This is a genomic window from uncultured Kordia sp. (assembly GCF_947496985.1).
Taxonomy (GTDB): Bacteria; Bacteroidota; Bacteroidia; order Flavobacteriales; family Flavobacteriaceae; genus Kordia.
In genome coordinates this window covers 269743-287362 of the sequence record NZ_CANMEZ010000002.1, presented here as the reverse complement: position 1 = coordinate 287362, position 17620 = coordinate 269743, and the positions used below count along the sequence as shown (strand labels likewise).

Genomic DNA, 17620 nt, shown 5'->3' with positions numbered 1-17620 from the left:
AGAGTTTTATAGGGAATTCATTTGTTTTTTTAAATTTTCAAAAGTATCAGACAAGTAGAAAGCACACATACTTCTTAAGCGAATAATTATTTCCTGATGAACAAATTCACCTTCTTCATCAGTACGCGCTAAAAAGGCTTCTACGCCATATTGGGAAATGATATGATAATCTTGTTCAAAACTTTTTGTGCCAACCAATAAACCTTTTACAGCAGCTTTTAAATCATCGCAAAACAATAGTGCGACTTTATCTGCAACAATTTCCATCAATCTAGAGGTAATTAATAAATTTTGAGAATCGTTTGCTTGTGATTTATCTTTACTAAAAGGATTCAAATTATACTTTTCACTGACTTCTATAATTCCTTGTCCCTTTTCGGCAACATTGGCAACTTGTTCCACACGATTGATAATCTTACCATATTTTTCAACACTTGCAATGTTTCCAAAGATTTTACCAATATTCCCAACAAATGGTAATACCGTTAATAGCATGCTTACTACTGTAAAACCTTTATCAGCCGCACCACGCCAAACATCTGTTGAGGTAATTTTTGAATGTTCAAAATACATATGAGCCAATTCAATGGCAATTAAAAATATAAGTGCATTTACTTCTAAATAACGTGCATGTTCAGGATCTAAAAAATCAACTCCAATCATTAAAAAAGAAGGTTTCCCTTCTACACCAATTACAGCAGTAGCATAGGTGCCGCGTCCAATATAACATTCAGGAACATTCATTTGTAATGCATAGCAAATAGCTGTAATGCGTTCCATGATTTCAGGATAATTGTGTGTGTTTAATCGATCTGAAAAAGAAATAACCGATTCATAATCAGGTGGGTTTAACGCTGCAATGAAGTTATTTAAGGAATCAAAAAAACCTGTAGCATTCTTAAAACAACTTGGAACGACTTCTTCTAAAACTGCTGCTTTTTCCAAGCGCTCATATTGATTGGAATGTTCAATAGCTGTAGTAGTCAACACTTTTGCGTGTAATACTTCTTGTATAATTTGTGCTTTTTTTTGATGTTTTTTATGTGTGAGTAAAGCTTCAATTCGCGATTGTTTCAACGGTTGCAATTCGGCAAGTTCATGCACTGTTTCGGAACTATCTTCTTCTAACTGTTGTTGAATATATAAGATAGACTCTAGGATTGTAATTTTTAACTGTTGTCCACCTTCACCTTCTAAAAGATTTGTTGTATTTGTTGGTAACAAATCCGTAATACTATCATCAGGAAGCGTTTCGTATATTATTTTATACAATGCAATTGCTTCTGGAAATCGAGCTGCATTGTTTAAATGTTTGGCATAATTTAGGTTGAATTCAAAAATGATTTCTTCCTTTTTTTCTTTCGCACTAAACAATTGATAAAAGTGATCGTGAAACTTGATTGTATGTAAAGCTGTTTCCTTTTTTTGAAACGGTTGCAATATGTTCAATATGTTTTTTTGTTCTTCAAATGAAAGTTGCCAATCATTCATAATAGCGACCAAATTTTCGCCAAAACTATCATGTGTTTGTGTATGTTTTGTGAAAACAGCTAAAATGCCTTCTAGTTGTTCTTCTGTAATTTTCAAACGTTTTAAATGCAGAATTAGATCACTTTTTAATTCATTACTTAATAAGTTGGAAGTAGTACTTTGCAATTGAAACAAACGGGAAGCTAATGCTAAATGTGTTTCTTTCTTATTGTATTTTTTGACTAAAATATCTCCGAAGAGACCAATTCTATTTCCTGTATTTTCAATAACAGGTAGCAATTCATGGTATAAAGTATCGTTCATAAATTCTGTATAGAATACTATGGAATCAGTAGTGATTTTATCTTTTCCCGTTCTATTTTCAATCATGAAGCTTTCGCTCGAAATGTCAATGGTAATCGTGTTACTATTTGGAAGTTTTCCAACAATGAGCGTTCTCACGGAAGTGATGACAAGATGCCAAGTTATATCTTTTGGATAGCTATTATTTTCATCTTTTGAAGCCAATTCACTAATACCTAAAATACTCAATACATACTCAGATACTTGTAATTGATGGAAAATATAGTTTTTTGTTGTCAACGAAAGCGAGGGAACAAATGAAATTGCTTCTTCATTGTTTAATGCATACAAATGATCGTTCTGAAGTACTAGAAGAAATTCTTGTAGTTGTATGAAAAATGACTGTGTTTCTAGTTTAAAATCAGCCGCTTCCTTATGTTCTTCATAGGTTGTAGGATTTATTTCCAAGGTTTCCGCTGAAACATATACAATGGATTCGTTTTGTAATATTTGCAATCGGGAAGCCGTAATTAAACTGTTCTTTTCATTGTCAGTTTTGGAATAATCAACCGTGAAACCATTGCGAACTTCTTTAAATGTAGCATCCGTTATGGCTGAAGCTTCAAAAAAGCTTATTAAAGGCGATTTTAAATCTTCTACAGAAAAATCATCGGTAACATAGAGTTTGGCAATTGTTTTTTTGTTCTTGTCTTTTGATCCTTTAAAAAAGTTGAGCATAAGTGTATAAAATGGCTTTTAAGAATAGAAAATTAAACAATTTTGAGCAGAACTCGTATTTTTTCGTGTATACACGTATAAATGGTAAGGTTAAATGTTGATTGTCAGTAGTATAAGTTAGTAACTTCATGGGAGTTAACAATTGTAAATTTATACCATGAGAAAAGTACAATCATGACAGCTTTTACAAATTGAATTTTAGGCTGTGAAAAAATATGTTGTACGGAGAAATTGTGCCTCCCATTTATAAATTGGCACTACTACTTATTGCTATTAAAAATTTAACCATATACATTTATTACATAATCATTAAAATTTTATATCATGAAAAAAAAGAAGTTAACAACGAAATTGTCATTAGGGAAAAATCGAGTTTCTAACTTAGAATCTATTAGCGGAGGTTATGTTACAGCTCCTGTTTTATGTGGAACAGGAAATTGCGGAACTAACAATTGTGGAACGGGAAATTGTGGTACAGTTAACTGTGTTTCTGATCGTTGCTATACAAACGATCACCCAGCTAGTGATCCATTACACTGTCGTACATGTAACAACTGGTGCTAATTACCAAAAAAAAGCCATTCGTAACAGAATGGCTTTTGTATTTATATCGGAAATTGTTTTTAAAACAATCCGTGTATTTCTGCGTCTATTTTATTGATAACACTTCCTAAATCTTCAGGATTATCTACAAAATCTAAATTGTCAACATCAATAATTAATAACTTTCCTTGATTGTATTTTGAAATCCAAGCTTCATAGCGTTCGTTCAATCTACTTAAATAATCAATACTGATAGAATTTTCATAATCGCGTCCACGTTTGTGAATTTGTGCGACCAAAGTAGAAATATCTGCGCGTAAATAGATTAACAAATCTGGTGCATCTACCAATTTTTGCATTAATTCAAATAGTGATTGATAATTTTCATAATCACGATTTGTCATTAATCCCATCGCATGAAGGTTTGGTGCAAAAATATGTGCATCTTCATAAATAGTACGATCTTGAATGATCTTTTTTCCGCTTTCGCGAATTTGTAAAACTTGTCTAAAACGACTGTTTAAGAAATAAATTTGAAGATTAAAGCTCCAACGTTCCATTTGTGTGTAAAAATCATCCAAATACGGATTATCTACTACATCTTCAAAATGAGGTTCCCATTTGTAATGTTTTGCTAATAGTTTTGTTAGAGTTGTTTTACCAGCGCCAATATTTCCTGCAATTGCAACGTGCATGTGATTGTGTAATTAGGTGTTTGCTTTAAAATCAGACTGTTGGATTTTACAATTGATTCTAAAAATATTCGTTCTATTTATTCTTTTGTTGGTTTTTTGAGTTGAAACTGATATAATACAATTCCGTCGTAAATATACAAGATATCATCGTGAAGCGAAAACTGTTTTATAGCAATTCTGTCAGAAGGTAAATTTATAAGATAAACGTCTTTTTCAAAGGAATAGTACAACTTTTTTTCTTTTAAAAAGATAACTTCTGTATTTGTCATGGAAAAGTCCGTTACGCCAGTCAAATCTTGCTGCGTTAATAAACTTCCATAAATGTTATAAGTGTACAATGTGGTTTCTGTCAACACTCTACAATAATTATAATTACTTTTTTGTGTGATAAACTTTTCTGAAATTGGTAAATTCTGAATAGGTGTTTTTTCCTGAACGTAATTAAAGACTTCTAATTGTTGTGTATTGGTGTCAAAAACCCACAAGTTACGATCGGTTGCTGTGGTGGCAGAAGCTAAATTTTTAAAATCGGTAATGATGTTAAAATCAATTCGCTTGATTTCGTTCAGTGTGTTATCTAAAATAATAACAGTATTGAAATCACTATAAAATAATGTGATTTTTAACGGATTTAAAATATCTACAGAAGTGATTTCGCCAAGCTGAAAATTATTGTATTGCCATTTTTTTTTGTCTTTCTTTTTGATCAGAATATTATCTTGAATCACGTAAGAAGCTCCAAAATTGTCCATTGCTACAAATTGGTCAACAGACAAACTATCTTTCTGTTGCAACGTAGCAGAAATTGTTTTCTGTCCAAGCATAGTTATTGAACAACATAAGAAAAAACAAAGAATCAGGTATTTCATGATTGGCAAATTACAAAAAATGCGCCATAATTGATGAAACAATTTTACAATGTGAAAATGTAGCAATATTTTAACTTGAAAATGATTGTTTAAGATTCTGATAAACCGAATCAAGTTCTGCATGACGAACTCGGGAAAACTATCTCAATACTAATATCTCATCACTCAATACTATTTTAACAAATCAACTTATATCCAAAACCTCTCACATTTACAATCTGAATAGCATCGTCATTCTTTAACTTTTTACGAAGTTTAGTAATAAAAACATCCATGCTTCGCGCATTAAAAAAGTCGTCATCTCCCCAAAGTTTGTTGAGAATAAATGTTCTGTCTAATACTGCATTTCGTTTTTCTGATAAGTAAAAAAGTAATTCAGATTCACGATGTGTTAGTTGTGTAACTTCTTTATTGTGAATCAATTGTTGCTTGGTGTGATTAAAAGTATAATCGCCAATAGAAATTTGTGTATGATCTTTTTTGGTATGAATTCGATCTAATAGTGCATGAATGCGAACAATCAATTCTTCCATGCTAAACGGTTTTTTGACATAATCGTTTCCACCATGTTGAAAACCTTCAACAACATCTTTTACTTGTGACTTTGCTGTTAAAAAAATGATAGGAATATGTTGATTTTCTTGACGAATCTCTTGTGCTAAGGTAAAACCATCTTTTTTAGGCATCATTACATCCAATACTAAAATTTCAGGTTTTTCTTTTTGATAGGTTTTATACGCTTCTTCACCATTTTCACATAAAAACACTTCAAAATCACGTGATTCTAAACTTTCTTTCACTATTTGACCCAACGCAGGTTCATCTTCGGCAAGCAATAATTTGATTGTGTCTTTTTTCATGCGTGTAAGGTTATTTTAAAAATAGTGTGTTTAGAATCAGGAATCAACTGAATGGTCCCGTTGTGTTTTTCAATAATTTTTTTAGTGTAATATAAGCCAATTCCAAAACCTTTAACATCGTGTGTGTTTCCTTTTGGAATTCTATAAAACTTATCAAAAATCTTTTCTCGCTGCGACTTTTCAATAGTTCCACCATTATCAACTACTGTAATTTCAACAGTTTCTAACACTTTGGTAATATTAACTTCAATAGTGTCGCCACCATATTTTATAGCGTTGTCAATCAGGTTCGTAATAGCATTTTCAAAGTGAAACGGATCTAATGCTAATGGAAGCTCTTCTGTATTACTTCTAAAAACAATCTCTTTTTCAGTACCTAATGTCTGTTGCTTTTCCGTAATCTTCTCCACAAAATTTACGACATTCAATTCTTCTTTCTTTAATAATAGTTTTTCACTATCTAAAGTTGCCGTTTCCAGTAACTTTTCAACCATAATATGTAACTTTTTCAACTGCTTATCAGAAATTGATAAATACTTTTGAGCTTTCTTAGGATCTTTCAAAGCATCAAAGTGTTGAATAGCTTCCAAAGCTGTAGATATGGTAGTAATTGGTGTTTTAAATTCGTGTGTAATATTACTAATCAGGTCGTTTTTAATCTCAGCTAATTGTTTCTGTTTATTAATTACGCGAAGTAAATATAATAAAGAACTAATAATGGCTAATGTGAGTAAGGTAGATAATAAAATACCCATAGAACTCTCCTTCAAAACGGCTTTAGAAATATTTGTGTATCGTAATTCTAATTTCTCGTCATGATTTAAATACGCAGATTTTGCATAAGTTTTCAAAGCTTCTTTTGGTAGTGAATCAGTTCCGATTTTGGCAATAATTTTTTTTCCTAAATATTGATTCAAACGATATGGAACTTTAATCTGTTTTCTGTTAAACTCAGTATCTAAAAAGGTTTTTAGTTTATCAAAATTTAATGAATCTTCGGAAATAGAGATATATAATGAAGAAACTTCATTGAACAAGCGAATGCTATCTTTATATTTTTCAATATTATCGTTAAACTGGGTAAACTTAGCTCTGAGAGTTGATTGTGTTGCGTTTAATAAAGAATCAATTGTTTCATGAGGATATTCCATATTTCCATTTACACGAGCATCTATAATAATAGTATCTGAATGGTTATAGTTACTGTGATTGTATATGTTTAAGATAGAATCAGTATCCATATTTCTAAACTTATCAAACGTTGGGAAATTTCCAAGATTAGAAGCTCCCATAGATACAAACATCACTTTGTCTTTCTTTACGATATCTGCATAATAAGCTTCTACAGCATTGTCCAAACTAATTTGTACCTGATTGATGAATTGTTGTTTGTTAACTTGGTAATTTTTATAGTTCCAATATACTTGTACAGTTACTGTAATGGTAATGGTAGCAATTATAAAATATAAAATCCAAGAAAATCGTTGTTGCCTCATTTGTATCTATTTACATTTCAAATGTAAGGAGTTCTTTAGGATAAAAAACAATCGCTTAACACTCGTTAACGTTCGTTAACCAAATAAGATGCTTTTCTATTTCATATTTGTAACATCAAAAAACTAAAAAACACAAAATAGATATGAAAAACTACGCACAATCAATTATCGTATTTGTCTTTATATTGATAAGTACCATAGTAAACGGACAAGAATTTCAAGGTGAAGCTACGTACAAGACAAGCCGTAAAATGGATTTCAAAATTGACGAAAAAGGAGGAAGTCAAGGAATTGATGCTGACATGCAAAAGAAGATGAATGAAATGTTGCAAAAGCAATTTCAAAAAGAATACAAGTTAACATTCAACACTGCTGAATCGCTTTATAAAGAAGAAGGTAAACTAGCCGCACCACAACCAAGTGCTACAGGAATCCAAGTTATGGTGATGGGCGATAGTGAATCTAAAATATTGTACAAAAACATGAAGGAAAAGCGGTATACAAATCAAGAAGACATTTTTGGGAAAATGTTTTTGATTAAAGATTCTCTAGAGAATAAAGAATGGAAACTTGGTACAGAAACCAAGTTCATAGGACAGTACCAATGTTTCAAAGCAACTCGTACCATTGAAATGGAAAAAATAGAATCTTTTTCATTAAATGATAGTAAAGAAGAGCCAAAAGTAACCAAAGAAGAAGTAACAATAACAGCATGGTATACTCTAGAAATTCCAGTAAATGCAGGTCCAGGAATGTATTGGGGATTGCCAGGATTAATTTTGGAAGTAAACGATGGTTCAGAGACAATAATCTGTAGTAAAATTGTATTAAACCCTAAAAATAAAGTAACGATTAAAGAACCAACAAAAGGGAAAAAAGTAAATCAAGAAAAGTTTGAAACAATCATACGTAAAAAAACAAAAGAAATGACAGAACGTTTTAGAGGAAACAGAAGAGATGGAGAACATGTTACAATTGAAATTGGAGGATAAAACTGAGAACATTATGAAATTAAATTTTAAAAAACAGTATGTATTTGTACTTTTCTATTTGTTGATCAGTGTATCAATAATGCAAGCACAAGTAGCTACGGTACCTTTTGAAAATGATAACTTAATGTTTATCAAAGTAAAAGTGAATGCACATACAGAACCATTAAACTTTGTATTTGACACAGGTGCGTCAACAATCGTGTTAGATGAAACTGTTGCCAAAGAATTAGGTGTAAACTCTGATTATCAACAACCTGCGGAAGGTGCTGCAGGATCTGAAGTGTATAATGTTGCGTTATCGCAAAAGCTACATATTCAGGATGTTACATTAGAGAATGTGCATATGGTTTTAGTCGATTTAGAACGATTATCCAAAAGAGGAAATCAAAAAATTGACGGAATCGTAGGAGCAGATATCATGCAACAATTTATAACACGATTGAATTTTGATGAGAGTGTAATAGAATTGTATAAAAGTATTGATGATATCGAAAATGTAGCAACATACAAAGTATTACCAGCTTCGTTGGACTTTGCAAATATTCCACAAGTGGAACTTGAATTTACGCTTGCGAATAATCAAAAATTTAGTGGAAACTTTTTATTTGATTCTGGAGCCAATATGACATTTCTTTTAAATACACCTTTTGTCAACAAACAAAAAATAGAAAGTATTATTGGAAAAACGATTGAAAACAAAGCAGAAAGTCTCACAGCTTCGTCAACGTTTAAAATTGGAAAAGTATCCAATGTAAAACTAGCTGATTTTGAATTTGGAGAAATGCCAATTGATTTATCTAAAAGTGAAGCAGGTGTTATGGCTTCAAACGCATACACAGGAATATTAGGTGTGAAAATAATCAACAGATTTAATACCATTTTAGACTATAAAGCGAAAAAGATTTATTTCAAACCCAACAAAACATATGCAAATGAATTTGAATTTCCATTAAGTGGAATTTCTATTGAAAAAGAAGCAGAAAAAATTCAAATTTCAAATGTAATAGAAGATTCAGAAGCCTTTACAAAAGGCGTTCGAAAAGGAGATGAGTTGGTTTCTATTGATGGGGAAAAAATATCAGATATAAAATTATACCGAGAACTTTTAAAACAAAAAAATAAAAAAGTAGCACTAGTTCTAAAAGATAAAAACGGTAGTGCAAAAACAATTATAATTACGCTAAGGCGTCTAATCTAAATAAAAATTAAGATAATTTTAACAAAAGTCGATTAAACTCAACAGGAAAAGTTAGGTCTAAGTGTTGTTAAAAAGTGTAACTTTTCAAAAAGTTACGTACTAACACTAAAAGAGTTAAAAAAATAACACCTAACAATAATGAAACGTATTTTAATTTGGAGCTTACTTTTATGTACGACAAGCATATTCGCTCAAGGTTTTCAGGGAAAAGCATATTATCAGTCAAAAACGACAATGGATATGAATTTTGGAGGAAGACAAATGTCTGAAGAACAGAAAAAACGAATTGCTGATCGAATGAAAGGCTTCTTGGAAAAAGTATACATTTTAGATTTTAGCCAATCAGCATCTACATACAAAGAAGAAGAAAAAATTGAAGCGCCAGGACAAGGTGGTGGAAGAGGTTTTGGACAAATGATGATGGGTAGTTTTTCTCCAGGAAAACAGTATAAAAATGTAAAAGATGGTGTCATGATGGAATCGAAAGAATTCTTTGGAAAAGAGTTCTTAATCAAAGACAGTTTGCCAAAACTTGAATGGAAAATGGACGGTGAAACCAAGCAAATTGGAAAATATCTTTGTTTCAAAGCAACGGCTTTAAAAAAGGTTGATGAATTTGATTTCAGAAGCTTGCGAAGAAGACGAAACAATGATGGTGAGGATAAAACTGCTGAACAGAAAAAACAAGATTCAATCAAAGCAACAAACGATCCAATGAGTCAGGTGGAAGTGCCAAAAGAAATACTTGTTACTGCTTGGTATACTTTAGATATTCCGGTAAATCAAGGCCCAGGAGAATATTGGGGTTTACCAGGTTTAATCTTAGAAATAAGTGCAGACAAAACAACCATTCTATGTTCTAAAATCGTCATGAATCCAGACAAGAAAGATCCTATTGAAGAACCAACAAAAGGAAAAGAGGTAACACGTGCTGAATACAATGACATTGTAAAAAAGAAGATGGAGGAAATGCGTAACATGCGTGGTCGCGGACGTGGCGGTAGAGGAGGAGGAAGAAGAGGGTAACACCAATTCGATGCCTGTCGACAACTAATCAAAAGAAGCAAAATCAATGAAAAATATAGTATTTGTTTTGCTATGCTTAGGCATGGCACAGGCTACCTATGCTCAAATTACACTAGAAGGTGTTGTAAAAGATACACTAGGAAATCCCTTAGAATTGGCAAATGTAATTGCATTAAATAAAAAAACGAACGCGTTAGATTCGTACGGAATTACAAATAACGAAGGACGTTTTCGACTCAAATTAAAAGAAAACACAAATTACGCTATCAAAGTAAGTTTTATAGGGTTGGCAACTATAAATGATTCGCTAACAACAAAAGAAGTTGACATCAAAAAAGATTTTGTGATGAAAGCAGATAACAGTTTGCAAGCTGTAGAATTAACCTATGAAATGCCAGTTACCATAAAAGGTGATACGATTGTATATAATGCGGATTCTTTTAAAAACGGTTCTGAAAAGAAACTTGGTGATGTTTTAAAAAAGTTGCCAGGTGTTGAAGTTACCGATGATGGAGAAATAGAAGTAGAAGGAAAAACGGTTTCCAAAGTAATGGTGGAAGGAAAAGAATTCTTTGATGGCGATAGTAAATTGGCAACAAAAAATATTCCTGCAGATGCTATTGATAAAGTAGAAGTATTAAAAAATCACAATGATGTTTCACAAATGCGAGGACTTGGGAACGATCAAGATAATGTAGCAATCAATATAAAATTAAAAGAAGGAAAAAAGAATTTCTGGTTTGGAGAAGTTACTGCCGGAGCTGGTCCTGAAGAACGATACATTGCAAACCCAAGATTATTTTATTACAGTCCAAAATACAGTGTAAATATCATTACAGATTTCAACAATATTGGTTCAATTCCGTTTACACGAAGAGATTACTTCAATTTCTCTGGAGGATTTAGAAATACCTCTCGAAATACAGGAACAAATTTCAATGTAGCTGCAAACGACATTGGATTTTTAACCTTACGAAACAATAGAGCACAAGCAATTGATTCTAAATTTGGCGCAGCAAACTTTAGTTATGCCGTAAAGAAAACATGGGATATTAGTGGTTTTGCTATCTATTCTGGTTCTCGAACTGAAATTAGTGAAAACAGTATTAATGATTATTTAGATGAGAGCATTCCTGATGAAAATACGGCAACCAATACACGTCAAAAAAGTGATTTAGGATTATTCAAATTAAGTACAACGTATAAGCCAAATGGAAACAATCAATTAGATTATGATGCGTTTGTAAAAGTGTCCAATCAAGGAGAACGTACAGATTTCTTTTCTTCTTTATTAGGTGGAATTGATGAAAATCAAACTCAGAACCCGTACAGTATCAATCAAAATTTAAACTATTATTACACCTTAGATGATAAAAACATTTTTGCTTTTGAAGCGCAGCACTTATTACAAGATGAAGATCCTTTTTATAATGCTCGATTGGCGCAAAGTGAACAATTCCGTTTTACAGATATTTTAGGTTTAAATACGACACAATCAGGTTTAAATATTGGACAAGATAGACGTGTGAAAACGAACAAATTAGATGCCCGATTAGATTATTGGTATGTGTTAAATCAAAAAAGTAATATTAATATTACTGGAGGAACAACACTAAGTAGACAAGACTTTAATTCTGAAATTTTTCAATTATTAGACAATGGAAGTGTATTTCCTTTAACAAATTCGATGCAAGATGTTACCAATGATGTACAATACAATTTTAGTGATACATATGTAGGATTACATTATAAAGTTAAAACGGGAAAATTCACGTTTACACCAGGAATTACAGCGCATGCATATGGTTTGAAAAATACGCAATTTGGTTCCGAGTTTAAAGACAACTTTACACGATTCTTACCAGATTTAGATATTCGATTGCAATTAAAAAGCTCTGAAAATATCAATTTTAGATATCAAATGCAAACCGATTTTACAGATGTAAATAATTTGGCAGAAGGTTTAATCTTTAATAATTATAATTCATTATTCAGAGGAAATAGAACTTTAGAAAACGCATTGTCGCACAACTTGAATTTAAGTTATTTTAGTTTTAATATGTTCAATTATACAAACATATTTGCTTTCCTAAATTATAACAAACGTGTAGATCCGATCAGGAATCGTTCACAATTCTTAACAATTCCAGGTGCAAATCCGGGTGATCCCGATGTGTTGAGTACAAACAGTGTTTCATCACCTTTTAATTCAAACTTTGCAGATGAAAGCCTTACTGCAAATGGACGTTTTGAACGTTCGTTCGGGAAATTAAAAGCTTCAGTTGGCGGAAGTCTTTCATTATCAAAATTTACACAAGAAATTAACGGAAACAGGAATGTAAACGAATCTTTTACGCAATCATACCGAACACGATTGAGTACTAATTTTAGAGATGCGCCAAATATTGAAATAGGATACAATTTGTCTATCAATACATACGATCAAGGAAACATTACAAATAAATTTACAACCAACAGTCCGTTTGTAAATGTAGATGCGTATTTCTTAAAAAGTTTTGTCTTTACAGCAGATTATTCGTATTTCAATTACAAAAGTGAAGAACGTACGATAAACAATTACAGTTTTCTAAAGGCAGACTTAGCGTATCAGAAAAAGGATAGTAAATGGGAATATACCATTAGTGGAACCAACTTGTTAAATACAAAATCGTTGAATCAGGATAATTCAAATACTTTTTCCACGAGTACAAGTGAATATTTCATTCAACCACGATACTTAATTTTAAGTGTAAAATATAATTTATAAATTTATTGAATAGCTTCAAAAACAAAAGCCTTTCCAAATTTGGAAAGGCTTTTTTATAAAATAAAATGGCATGTATATGTTTAGGATACTATTGGTTTTTCAGCACCACGTTCTAAATATTTAGAAATACAATGAACAGCTCCTAAGTTTTCTGTGAACGGATGGAAATCTTCAAGCATTTTCACTTTATACCCAAGTCTTTGCCATATTTTGGCATTCGCGAGATCTGTTCTTACGAGTCTTTTCCAATTTCCATGCCCATAAGTAGGAAGCCAAACTGTTTTGTTATGTTTGGTGTTTTCAACTAAACAATTATTAGAAGTAGCAAAATACCAAACTCTTTCCTTTTTTGATTCATCATCAATATACACTAATGGAAGCGGGTTTCTGATGACTTCAAAATCTGGATTTCTAGAAAGTTGTGCCGCAATATTATCAAAAACATTAACCATTGCATATTTTAGACTTTCTGGAAAATTAATTAGTTCTGCAGCCATTTTTGGATCACCCACAAGAATTTGATATTTCCCTGCGGCGTTTCGTCCTGCTAAAGAAATAAACATATCAATGTGAAATAAAGGTTGCACAGTGCCTTCTTTATTTCCAAAATAAAGAAGCTGATGCCAATTTGGATCTCCATCAACCGTTATACGTTCAGTTCTTTGTGAAGGTACGGGGATTTGACTGCCTACATAATACAATTCTTTTGAAGTGTCTAAATAGGTTTTGTAAAGTCTCTTTATTAATGCTTCATCAGACTCTCCGTTTTCAGGAATGATAACTTTACCAACATAATCCAAGGAATTCTTAGGGTAATCAGCACCTATAAAAAAGAAATTATCTCCAATCAATATATTTCCTCCCTGAAAATAAAGCGGAGCAGGATAGTTTTCAAAATCAGATACATTTGAAGCATAACGAGCTAAAAGACCATCTGCATATCTTGGAAATGAAAATGGTTGTGCAAAAAATGTACTTCCATTTGCATCCTTCGTAATTGCGTGTCCATCTTCTGCCCAAACTGAAAAATGCAAATGGTTGGGTAAACTCTGTACGGTAGCTCTATCTATAATGTTATTTGCTTCCAACCAATCTTTTAACTCATTCTCAACAGCTTCATGTGTCATAATGAAAAAATTGGTGTATTCAGGTAATTGTAATATTAAATCACTATAGGCATTCCAATATGGATTGTTATTTTGATCAAGTATAGCATATTTTGGAATTGTTAAAAAGATTTTAGACATTTTCCCTTCTACGCTACTTACAATTGAAGGCTCTTCAGGTTTAAAGTCTATAGTATCTAGATATGAGTTTTTTTCATCTGTAGTATCTAAAGCAGTTGTTTTGAAAAAGGCTGAGTTTAAAAACTTCATGGCTGCTTTGTGACCAGAAAAATCTTCTTTTGTTCTTACAATGATATTCTCACTCTTCTGGTAATGTCTTGTTTTTTTTTTCATCGTTAAATTGTATTGAAATATAAAATGCTTACTCTATTGAATTGGTTTTTCAGCTTCCACCTGAAATTAATTGAAAGTTCAAAACTCCCATTTATTTAAAGGTGAAAACAGACTGTATGTACTGAAAATACAGTTAAGTAGAATTACGTGTTTTGTAGTGGTTTACACGTAATTATTTGTTTTGCAGAATTATCAGGTAGATTTTTTGACTAGATTTATGATGAAATTACTGGTAATTATAAATAGTAAAAATGTATTATTAAAAAGATAAAATAAACCACGATGAGCAAAATTACAGATAGTGTACAAGAAAAAATAAACAAATGGAAAGCTGAACCTGTGTTAAGCTTGGCGCACCATTTTCACAAATTTAATAAACAACAACATGTACGTGTGAGTGAATACACAGTGTCCGATTTGTCAACAGTGAAAAAGAATTGGAATACAATGAAAAAAATTACAATCCATTTAGGGTTAAATAATGAAAAACAAACCAATGATAATGTAATTACTTTTGCGCCTATTTTCGAAATTGATGGTAAATACCTTGAAATGGAGATTATAACCAAGCAAGACAAAAATATGCTCAAAACTAATAATGGAGCACGTGTTCCAGAAGAATATAAAGAAATGGTTACGTACAATTGGAACACTTTAGATTTTCATTTAATCGATGATTTATTTATTGTTAGAGATAATGGTATTCCTAAAAGAGTAACCAGTTATCACAACTCAGGAGCAGTAATAACTGCTTTAAAAGAGCTAATTCCTGATAGTAGTAAACTGAATGCAATTAATATGTATCTTGGTGTGGACAAGAATAAGTTTGCGATTCCATCTTTAACTGCATTTGCACCAGTTATCGGTTTTCAATATATGACAGTAAAAGATCCGAAAAAAAATCCAGTTATAAGTTACTTCATCAACTCGGGTAATGTAGCTTGTAAAAAGATTGATAGTGAAATAGAAGAAGGCGTAATCAAAAGTATATTTTCATTAGAATTTTTTATGCAATATACAAGTCCGTGTCCACCAACATGTTAAATAGAATGGAATGAGTAAAGAATTTTTTGGAAATCTACGATTACTATCGTCACTTACAATAGTACTTCCCTTGCTAATAGGAATGTGGAAGTACTATCGTTTGTCAAAGATGCAACGAAAATTATTTTATTTAGTCATCTTATTTTCCATTACGGAGCTCATTGCAAATATTTTATGGTATCAAAAACTCAATAATTTACCTGTATATCACTTTTATACCATTATAGAGTTTCTGTGTATTATTTACATTTATAAAGATGCATTGTACAAAATATTTCCAAAATATGTTTTTACAATAGCAGCTGTGTTATTTACGCTATTTTGCCTTATAAATATGTGCTTTTTTCAAAGCATACTTACGTTCAATTCAAATGCAACCACAATTTTAGGATTGTTGGTTATCTTTTTAACCACCTGTTATTTTTATGCATTGCTGAAAGAAGTAAAATATACATCGTTAGAACGAAATCCAATGTTTTGGCTTAATGCAGGGTTTTTAATATATTTTTCGAGTAACTTGCTCTTATTCTTTATCAGTAATAGTTTGTCTACTGAAACAGCTGAGGTTAATTTTTTAGTTTGGGGACTCCATGCTATTGTTAATATTGTATTAGTCATTTTTTTCATAATAGCTATATGGGTGAATCCGGATCAACAATAACGTTACAAGTCATAATAATTGGAATGATTATGTTTTTTGTGCTTGCTTTGGCGGTAATTTTATTTTTTATCGTATACCAAAAACGATTGCTTGCACAACAAAAAAATCATCAAAAAATTGAAGCAGATTATCAACGAGAATTGTTAGCGGTAGCAATTGAAAGTGAAGAAAAAGAACGCACACGTATTGGCAAAGAATTACATGATGATGTTGGTGCATTATTAACGACAACTAAATTGTATTTAAGTCAAATTTCTACGGAACTTACGCTAGAAGAATTAACGACAACCACTGATAAAATGCGCTCGCTTTTTGATGCGATGATTCAAGGTGTTCGAAATATTTCGCAAGATTTACGTCCTGTAATTTTAGAAAAATTAGGATTATTAGAAGCTGTTGATACTTTAGTGCAAACTGTTAATGAAGCAGGTAAATTGGAAGCAATTTTTGTAGATGTCACCACGAGTCCTATCGCGAAAGCATATGAATTAAATATCTACAGAATCATTCAAGAATTAATCAATAATACGTTGAAACATGCAGCTGCATCAAATCTTTCTATTACAATAGGAAATGAAGGAAATACGTTGAAAATTGTATATGAAGATGATGGAATTGGTTTGCAACAAGAATATTTAAACCAAAAAGGAATTGGACTTAGAAATATAGAAAGTAGGTTGTCAGTTTTAGAAGGTACCATACATTTTAGTGCACAAAAATCTGGGATGAAAGCAACGATTAAAATACCCATGTAATCATGACTGAAGAAACAATAAAACTAGGTTTAGTAGACGATCATAACTTATTTAGAGAAGGAATAAAATCGTTACTGGATAAAATTTCAGGAGTTACACTTGTGTTAGAAGCTGTAAATGGAAAAGACTTATTTACAAAGTTGAAAAATGATGTTCCTAATGTGATATTGTTAGATTTAGAAATGGAAGAAATGAATGGAGTAGATGCTACGCTAAAACTTCAGGAAGAATATCCAAATGTAAAAGTAATTATCCTTACCATGCATAAGGAAGAACGCATGATTTCTTATTTAATGGAAATTGGCGCCAATGGTTATTTACTTAAAGATACGACTCGTGAAGAATTGGAAGAAGCTATCAAAACGGTAGTGCGCAAAGGGTTTTATTTTAATGAATTTGTATCACAAGCTTTATTAAAAGGATTAAAAAACAAATCTGGAAAACCATTAAAAATAGGCAAAGATTATCATTTAACGGCACGTGAATTAGAAGTGTTAGAATTGATTGCACAAGAATGTACCACAGCCGAAATAGCAGAAAAATTATTCTTAAGTGTACGAACCATTGAAGGACATCGTAAAAACCTGATCAGTAAATTGGGTGTAAAAAATACTGCGGGCTTATTAATAAAAGCGATCAAAGAAAAGTTGATTGTTATTTAAGTTGCGTTGTCATTCTGAACTTGATTTGGAATCACACATGTAACTGTTTTGAGAAGCTGAATCAAGTTGCTTTACGTTCAA

The 17620-nt window shown here is 31.5% G+C and carries 15 protein-coding genes; 9 read left to right on the top strand and 6 right to left on the bottom strand.

The features are described 5' to 3' along the window. Window positions 1-6: 6 nt before the first annotated feature. Entirely contained in the window at window positions 7-2511 is a 2505-nt protein-coding gene (locus Q0828_RS06195) for a hypothetical protein (protein WP_298418620.1), read from the bottom strand. A 324-nt stretch (window positions 2512-2835) separates the two neighbouring features. On the opposite strand from Q0828_RS06195, the gene Q0828_RS06190 reads away from it, so the two are divergent. Next, on the top strand, window positions 2836-3075 hold the full coding sequence (locus tag Q0828_RS06190) for a hypothetical protein (RefSeq protein WP_298418618.1): 240 nt from the start codon (window positions 2836-2838) through the stop codon (window positions 3073-3075). A gap of 59 nt (window positions 3076-3134) precedes the next feature. On the opposite strand, the gene Q0828_RS06185 is transcribed toward Q0828_RS06190, so the two are convergent. The 4 genes from Q0828_RS06185 to Q0828_RS06170 form a co-directional block, all read right to left on the bottom strand. Then, entirely contained in the window at window positions 3135-3749 is a 615-nt protein-coding gene (locus Q0828_RS06185) for a deoxynucleoside kinase (RefSeq protein ID WP_298418617.1), read from the bottom strand. Window positions 3750-3826: 77 nt separating this feature from the next. Beyond that, the gene (locus tag Q0828_RS06180; RefSeq protein ID WP_298418616.1) at window positions 3827-4573 is read right to left on the bottom strand and encodes a hypothetical protein; all 747 of its coding nucleotides are present in this window, start codon (window positions 4571-4573) and stop codon (window positions 3827-3829) included. 221 nt (window positions 4574-4794) lie between these two features. Next, window positions 4795-5478 carry a response regulator transcription factor gene (locus Q0828_RS06175; RefSeq protein ID WP_298418614.1) on the bottom strand — a complete coding sequence of 228 codons (684 nt, stop codon included), beginning with the start codon at window positions 5476-5478 and terminating at the stop codon, window positions 4795-4797. Further along, window positions 5475-6974 (bottom strand): HAMP domain-containing sensor histidine kinase, encoded by a 1500-nt coding sequence (locus tag Q0828_RS06170; protein ID WP_298418612.1) that lies wholly within the window; start codon window positions 6972-6974, stop codon window positions 5475-5477. Before Q0828_RS06170 ends, Q0828_RS06175 begins: the two co-directional genes overlap by 4 nt. 143 nt (window positions 6975-7117) lie before the next feature. Between Q0828_RS06170 and Q0828_RS06165 the strand changes: the two genes are divergently transcribed. The 4 genes from Q0828_RS06165 (at window position 7118) to Q0828_RS06150 (ending at window position 12957) form a co-directional block, all read left to right on the top strand. Then, complete coding sequence (locus Q0828_RS06165; RefSeq protein ID WP_298418610.1) at window positions 7118-7966, top strand: GLPGLI family protein; 849 nt, start codon at window positions 7118-7120, stop codon at window positions 7964-7966. Between the two features lie 13 nt (window positions 7967-7979). Beyond that, window positions 7980-9164: an aspartyl protease family protein gene (locus tag Q0828_RS06160; RefSeq protein WP_298418608.1), complete on the top strand. Its 1185-nt coding sequence runs from the start codon at window positions 7980-7982 to the stop codon at window positions 9162-9164. A 138-nt stretch (window positions 9165-9302) separates the two neighbouring features. Continuing rightward, window positions 9303-10190, top strand: coding sequence for a GLPGLI family protein (locus tag Q0828_RS06155; protein WP_298418606.1), 888 nt, complete (start codon window positions 9303-9305; stop codon window positions 10188-10190). A gap of 46 nt (window positions 10191-10236) precedes the next feature. After that, entirely contained in the window at window positions 10237-12957 is a 2721-nt protein-coding gene (locus tag Q0828_RS06150) for a carboxypeptidase-like regulatory domain-containing protein (protein WP_298418604.1), read from the top strand. Window positions 12958-13037: 80 nt separating this feature from the next. Here Q0828_RS06150 and Q0828_RS06145 read toward each other — a convergent pair whose 3' ends face one another. Next, on the bottom strand, window positions 13038-14417 hold the full coding sequence (locus Q0828_RS06145) for a hypothetical protein (RefSeq protein ID WP_298418602.1): 1380 nt from the start codon (window positions 14415-14417) through the stop codon (window positions 13038-13040). Between the two features lie 282 nt (window positions 14418-14699). Here Q0828_RS06145 and Q0828_RS06140 point away from each other — a divergent pair, with 282 nt between their 5' ends. From Q0828_RS06140 to Q0828_RS06125, 4 genes are read left to right on the top strand one after another with little or no spacing between them, the layout of a single operon-like run. Further along, a complete protein-coding gene (locus Q0828_RS06140; protein ID WP_298418601.1) occupies window positions 14700-15461 on the top strand; it encodes a hypothetical protein in 762 nt (253 codons plus the stop codon). 10 nt (window positions 15462-15471) lie between these two features. Continuing rightward, the gene (locus Q0828_RS06135) at window positions 15472-16122 is read left to right on the top strand and encodes a hypothetical protein (RefSeq protein WP_298418600.1); all 651 of its coding nucleotides are present in this window, start codon (window positions 15472-15474) and stop codon (window positions 16120-16122) included. Then, window positions 16098-16877: an ATP-binding protein gene (locus Q0828_RS06130; protein WP_298418598.1), complete on the top strand. Its 780-nt coding sequence runs from the start codon at window positions 16098-16100 to the stop codon at window positions 16875-16877. The genes Q0828_RS06135 and Q0828_RS06130 overlap by 25 nt, the downstream gene beginning before the upstream one ends. Before the next feature lie 2 nt (window positions 16878-16879). After that, window positions 16880-17539, top strand: coding sequence for a response regulator transcription factor (locus Q0828_RS06125; RefSeq protein WP_298418596.1), 660 nt, complete (start codon window positions 16880-16882; stop codon window positions 17537-17539). Window positions 17540-17620 lie beyond the last annotated feature (81 nt).

What these genes read in the sequence shown, in the direction of transcription:
- Q0828_RS06145 (WP_298418602.1), bottom strand. Translation starts at nt 14,417, where the DNA reads ATGAAAAAAAAAACAAGACATTACCAGAAGAGTGAGAATATCATTGTA.
- Q0828_RS06130 (WP_298418598.1), top strand. Translation starts at nt 16,098, where the DNA reads ATGGGTGAATCCGGATCAACAATAACGTTACAAGTCATAATAATTGGA.
- Q0828_RS06135 (WP_298418600.1), top strand. Translation starts at nt 15,472, where the DNA reads ATGAGTAAAGAATTTTTTGGAAATCTACGATTACTATCGTCACTTACA.
- Q0828_RS06190 (WP_298418618.1), top strand. Translation starts at nt 2,836, where the DNA reads ATGAAAAAAAAGAAGTTAACAACGAAATTGTCATTAGGGAAAAATCGA.
- Q0828_RS06195 (WP_298418620.1), bottom strand. Translation starts at nt 2,511, where the DNA reads ATGCTCAACTTTTTTAAAGGATCAAAAGACAAGAACAAAAAAACAATT.
- Q0828_RS06125 (WP_298418596.1), top strand. Translation starts at nt 16,880, where the DNA reads ATGACTGAAGAAACAATAAAACTAGGTTTAGTAGACGATCATAACTTA.
- Q0828_RS06180 (WP_298418616.1), bottom strand. Translation starts at nt 4,573, where the DNA reads ATGCTTGGACAGAAAACAATTTCTGCTACGTTGCAACAGAAAGATAGT.
- Q0828_RS06140 (WP_298418601.1), top strand. Translation starts at nt 14,700, where the DNA reads ATGAGCAAAATTACAGATAGTGTACAAGAAAAAATAAACAAATGGAAA.
- Q0828_RS06170 (WP_298418612.1), bottom strand. Translation starts at nt 6,974, where the DNA reads ATGAGGCAACAACGATTTTCTTGGATTTTATATTTTATAATTGCTACC.
- Q0828_RS06175 (WP_298418614.1), bottom strand. Translation starts at nt 5,478, where the DNA reads ATGAAAAAAGACACAATCAAATTATTGCTTGCCGAAGATGAACCTGCG.
- Q0828_RS06155 (WP_298418606.1), top strand. Translation starts at nt 9,303, where the DNA reads ATGAAACGTATTTTAATTTGGAGCTTACTTTTATGTACGACAAGCATA.
- Q0828_RS06165 (WP_298418610.1), top strand. Translation starts at nt 7,118, where the DNA reads ATGAAAAACTACGCACAATCAATTATCGTATTTGTCTTTATATTGATA.
- Q0828_RS06160 (WP_298418608.1), top strand. Translation starts at nt 7,980, where the DNA reads ATGAAATTAAATTTTAAAAAACAGTATGTATTTGTACTTTTCTATTTG.
- Q0828_RS06185 (WP_298418617.1), bottom strand. Translation starts at nt 3,749, where the DNA reads ATGCACGTTGCAATTGCAGGAAATATTGGCGCTGGTAAAACAACTCTA.
- Q0828_RS06150 (WP_298418604.1), top strand. Translation starts at nt 10,237, where the DNA reads ATGAAAAATATAGTATTTGTTTTGCTATGCTTAGGCATGGCACAGGCT.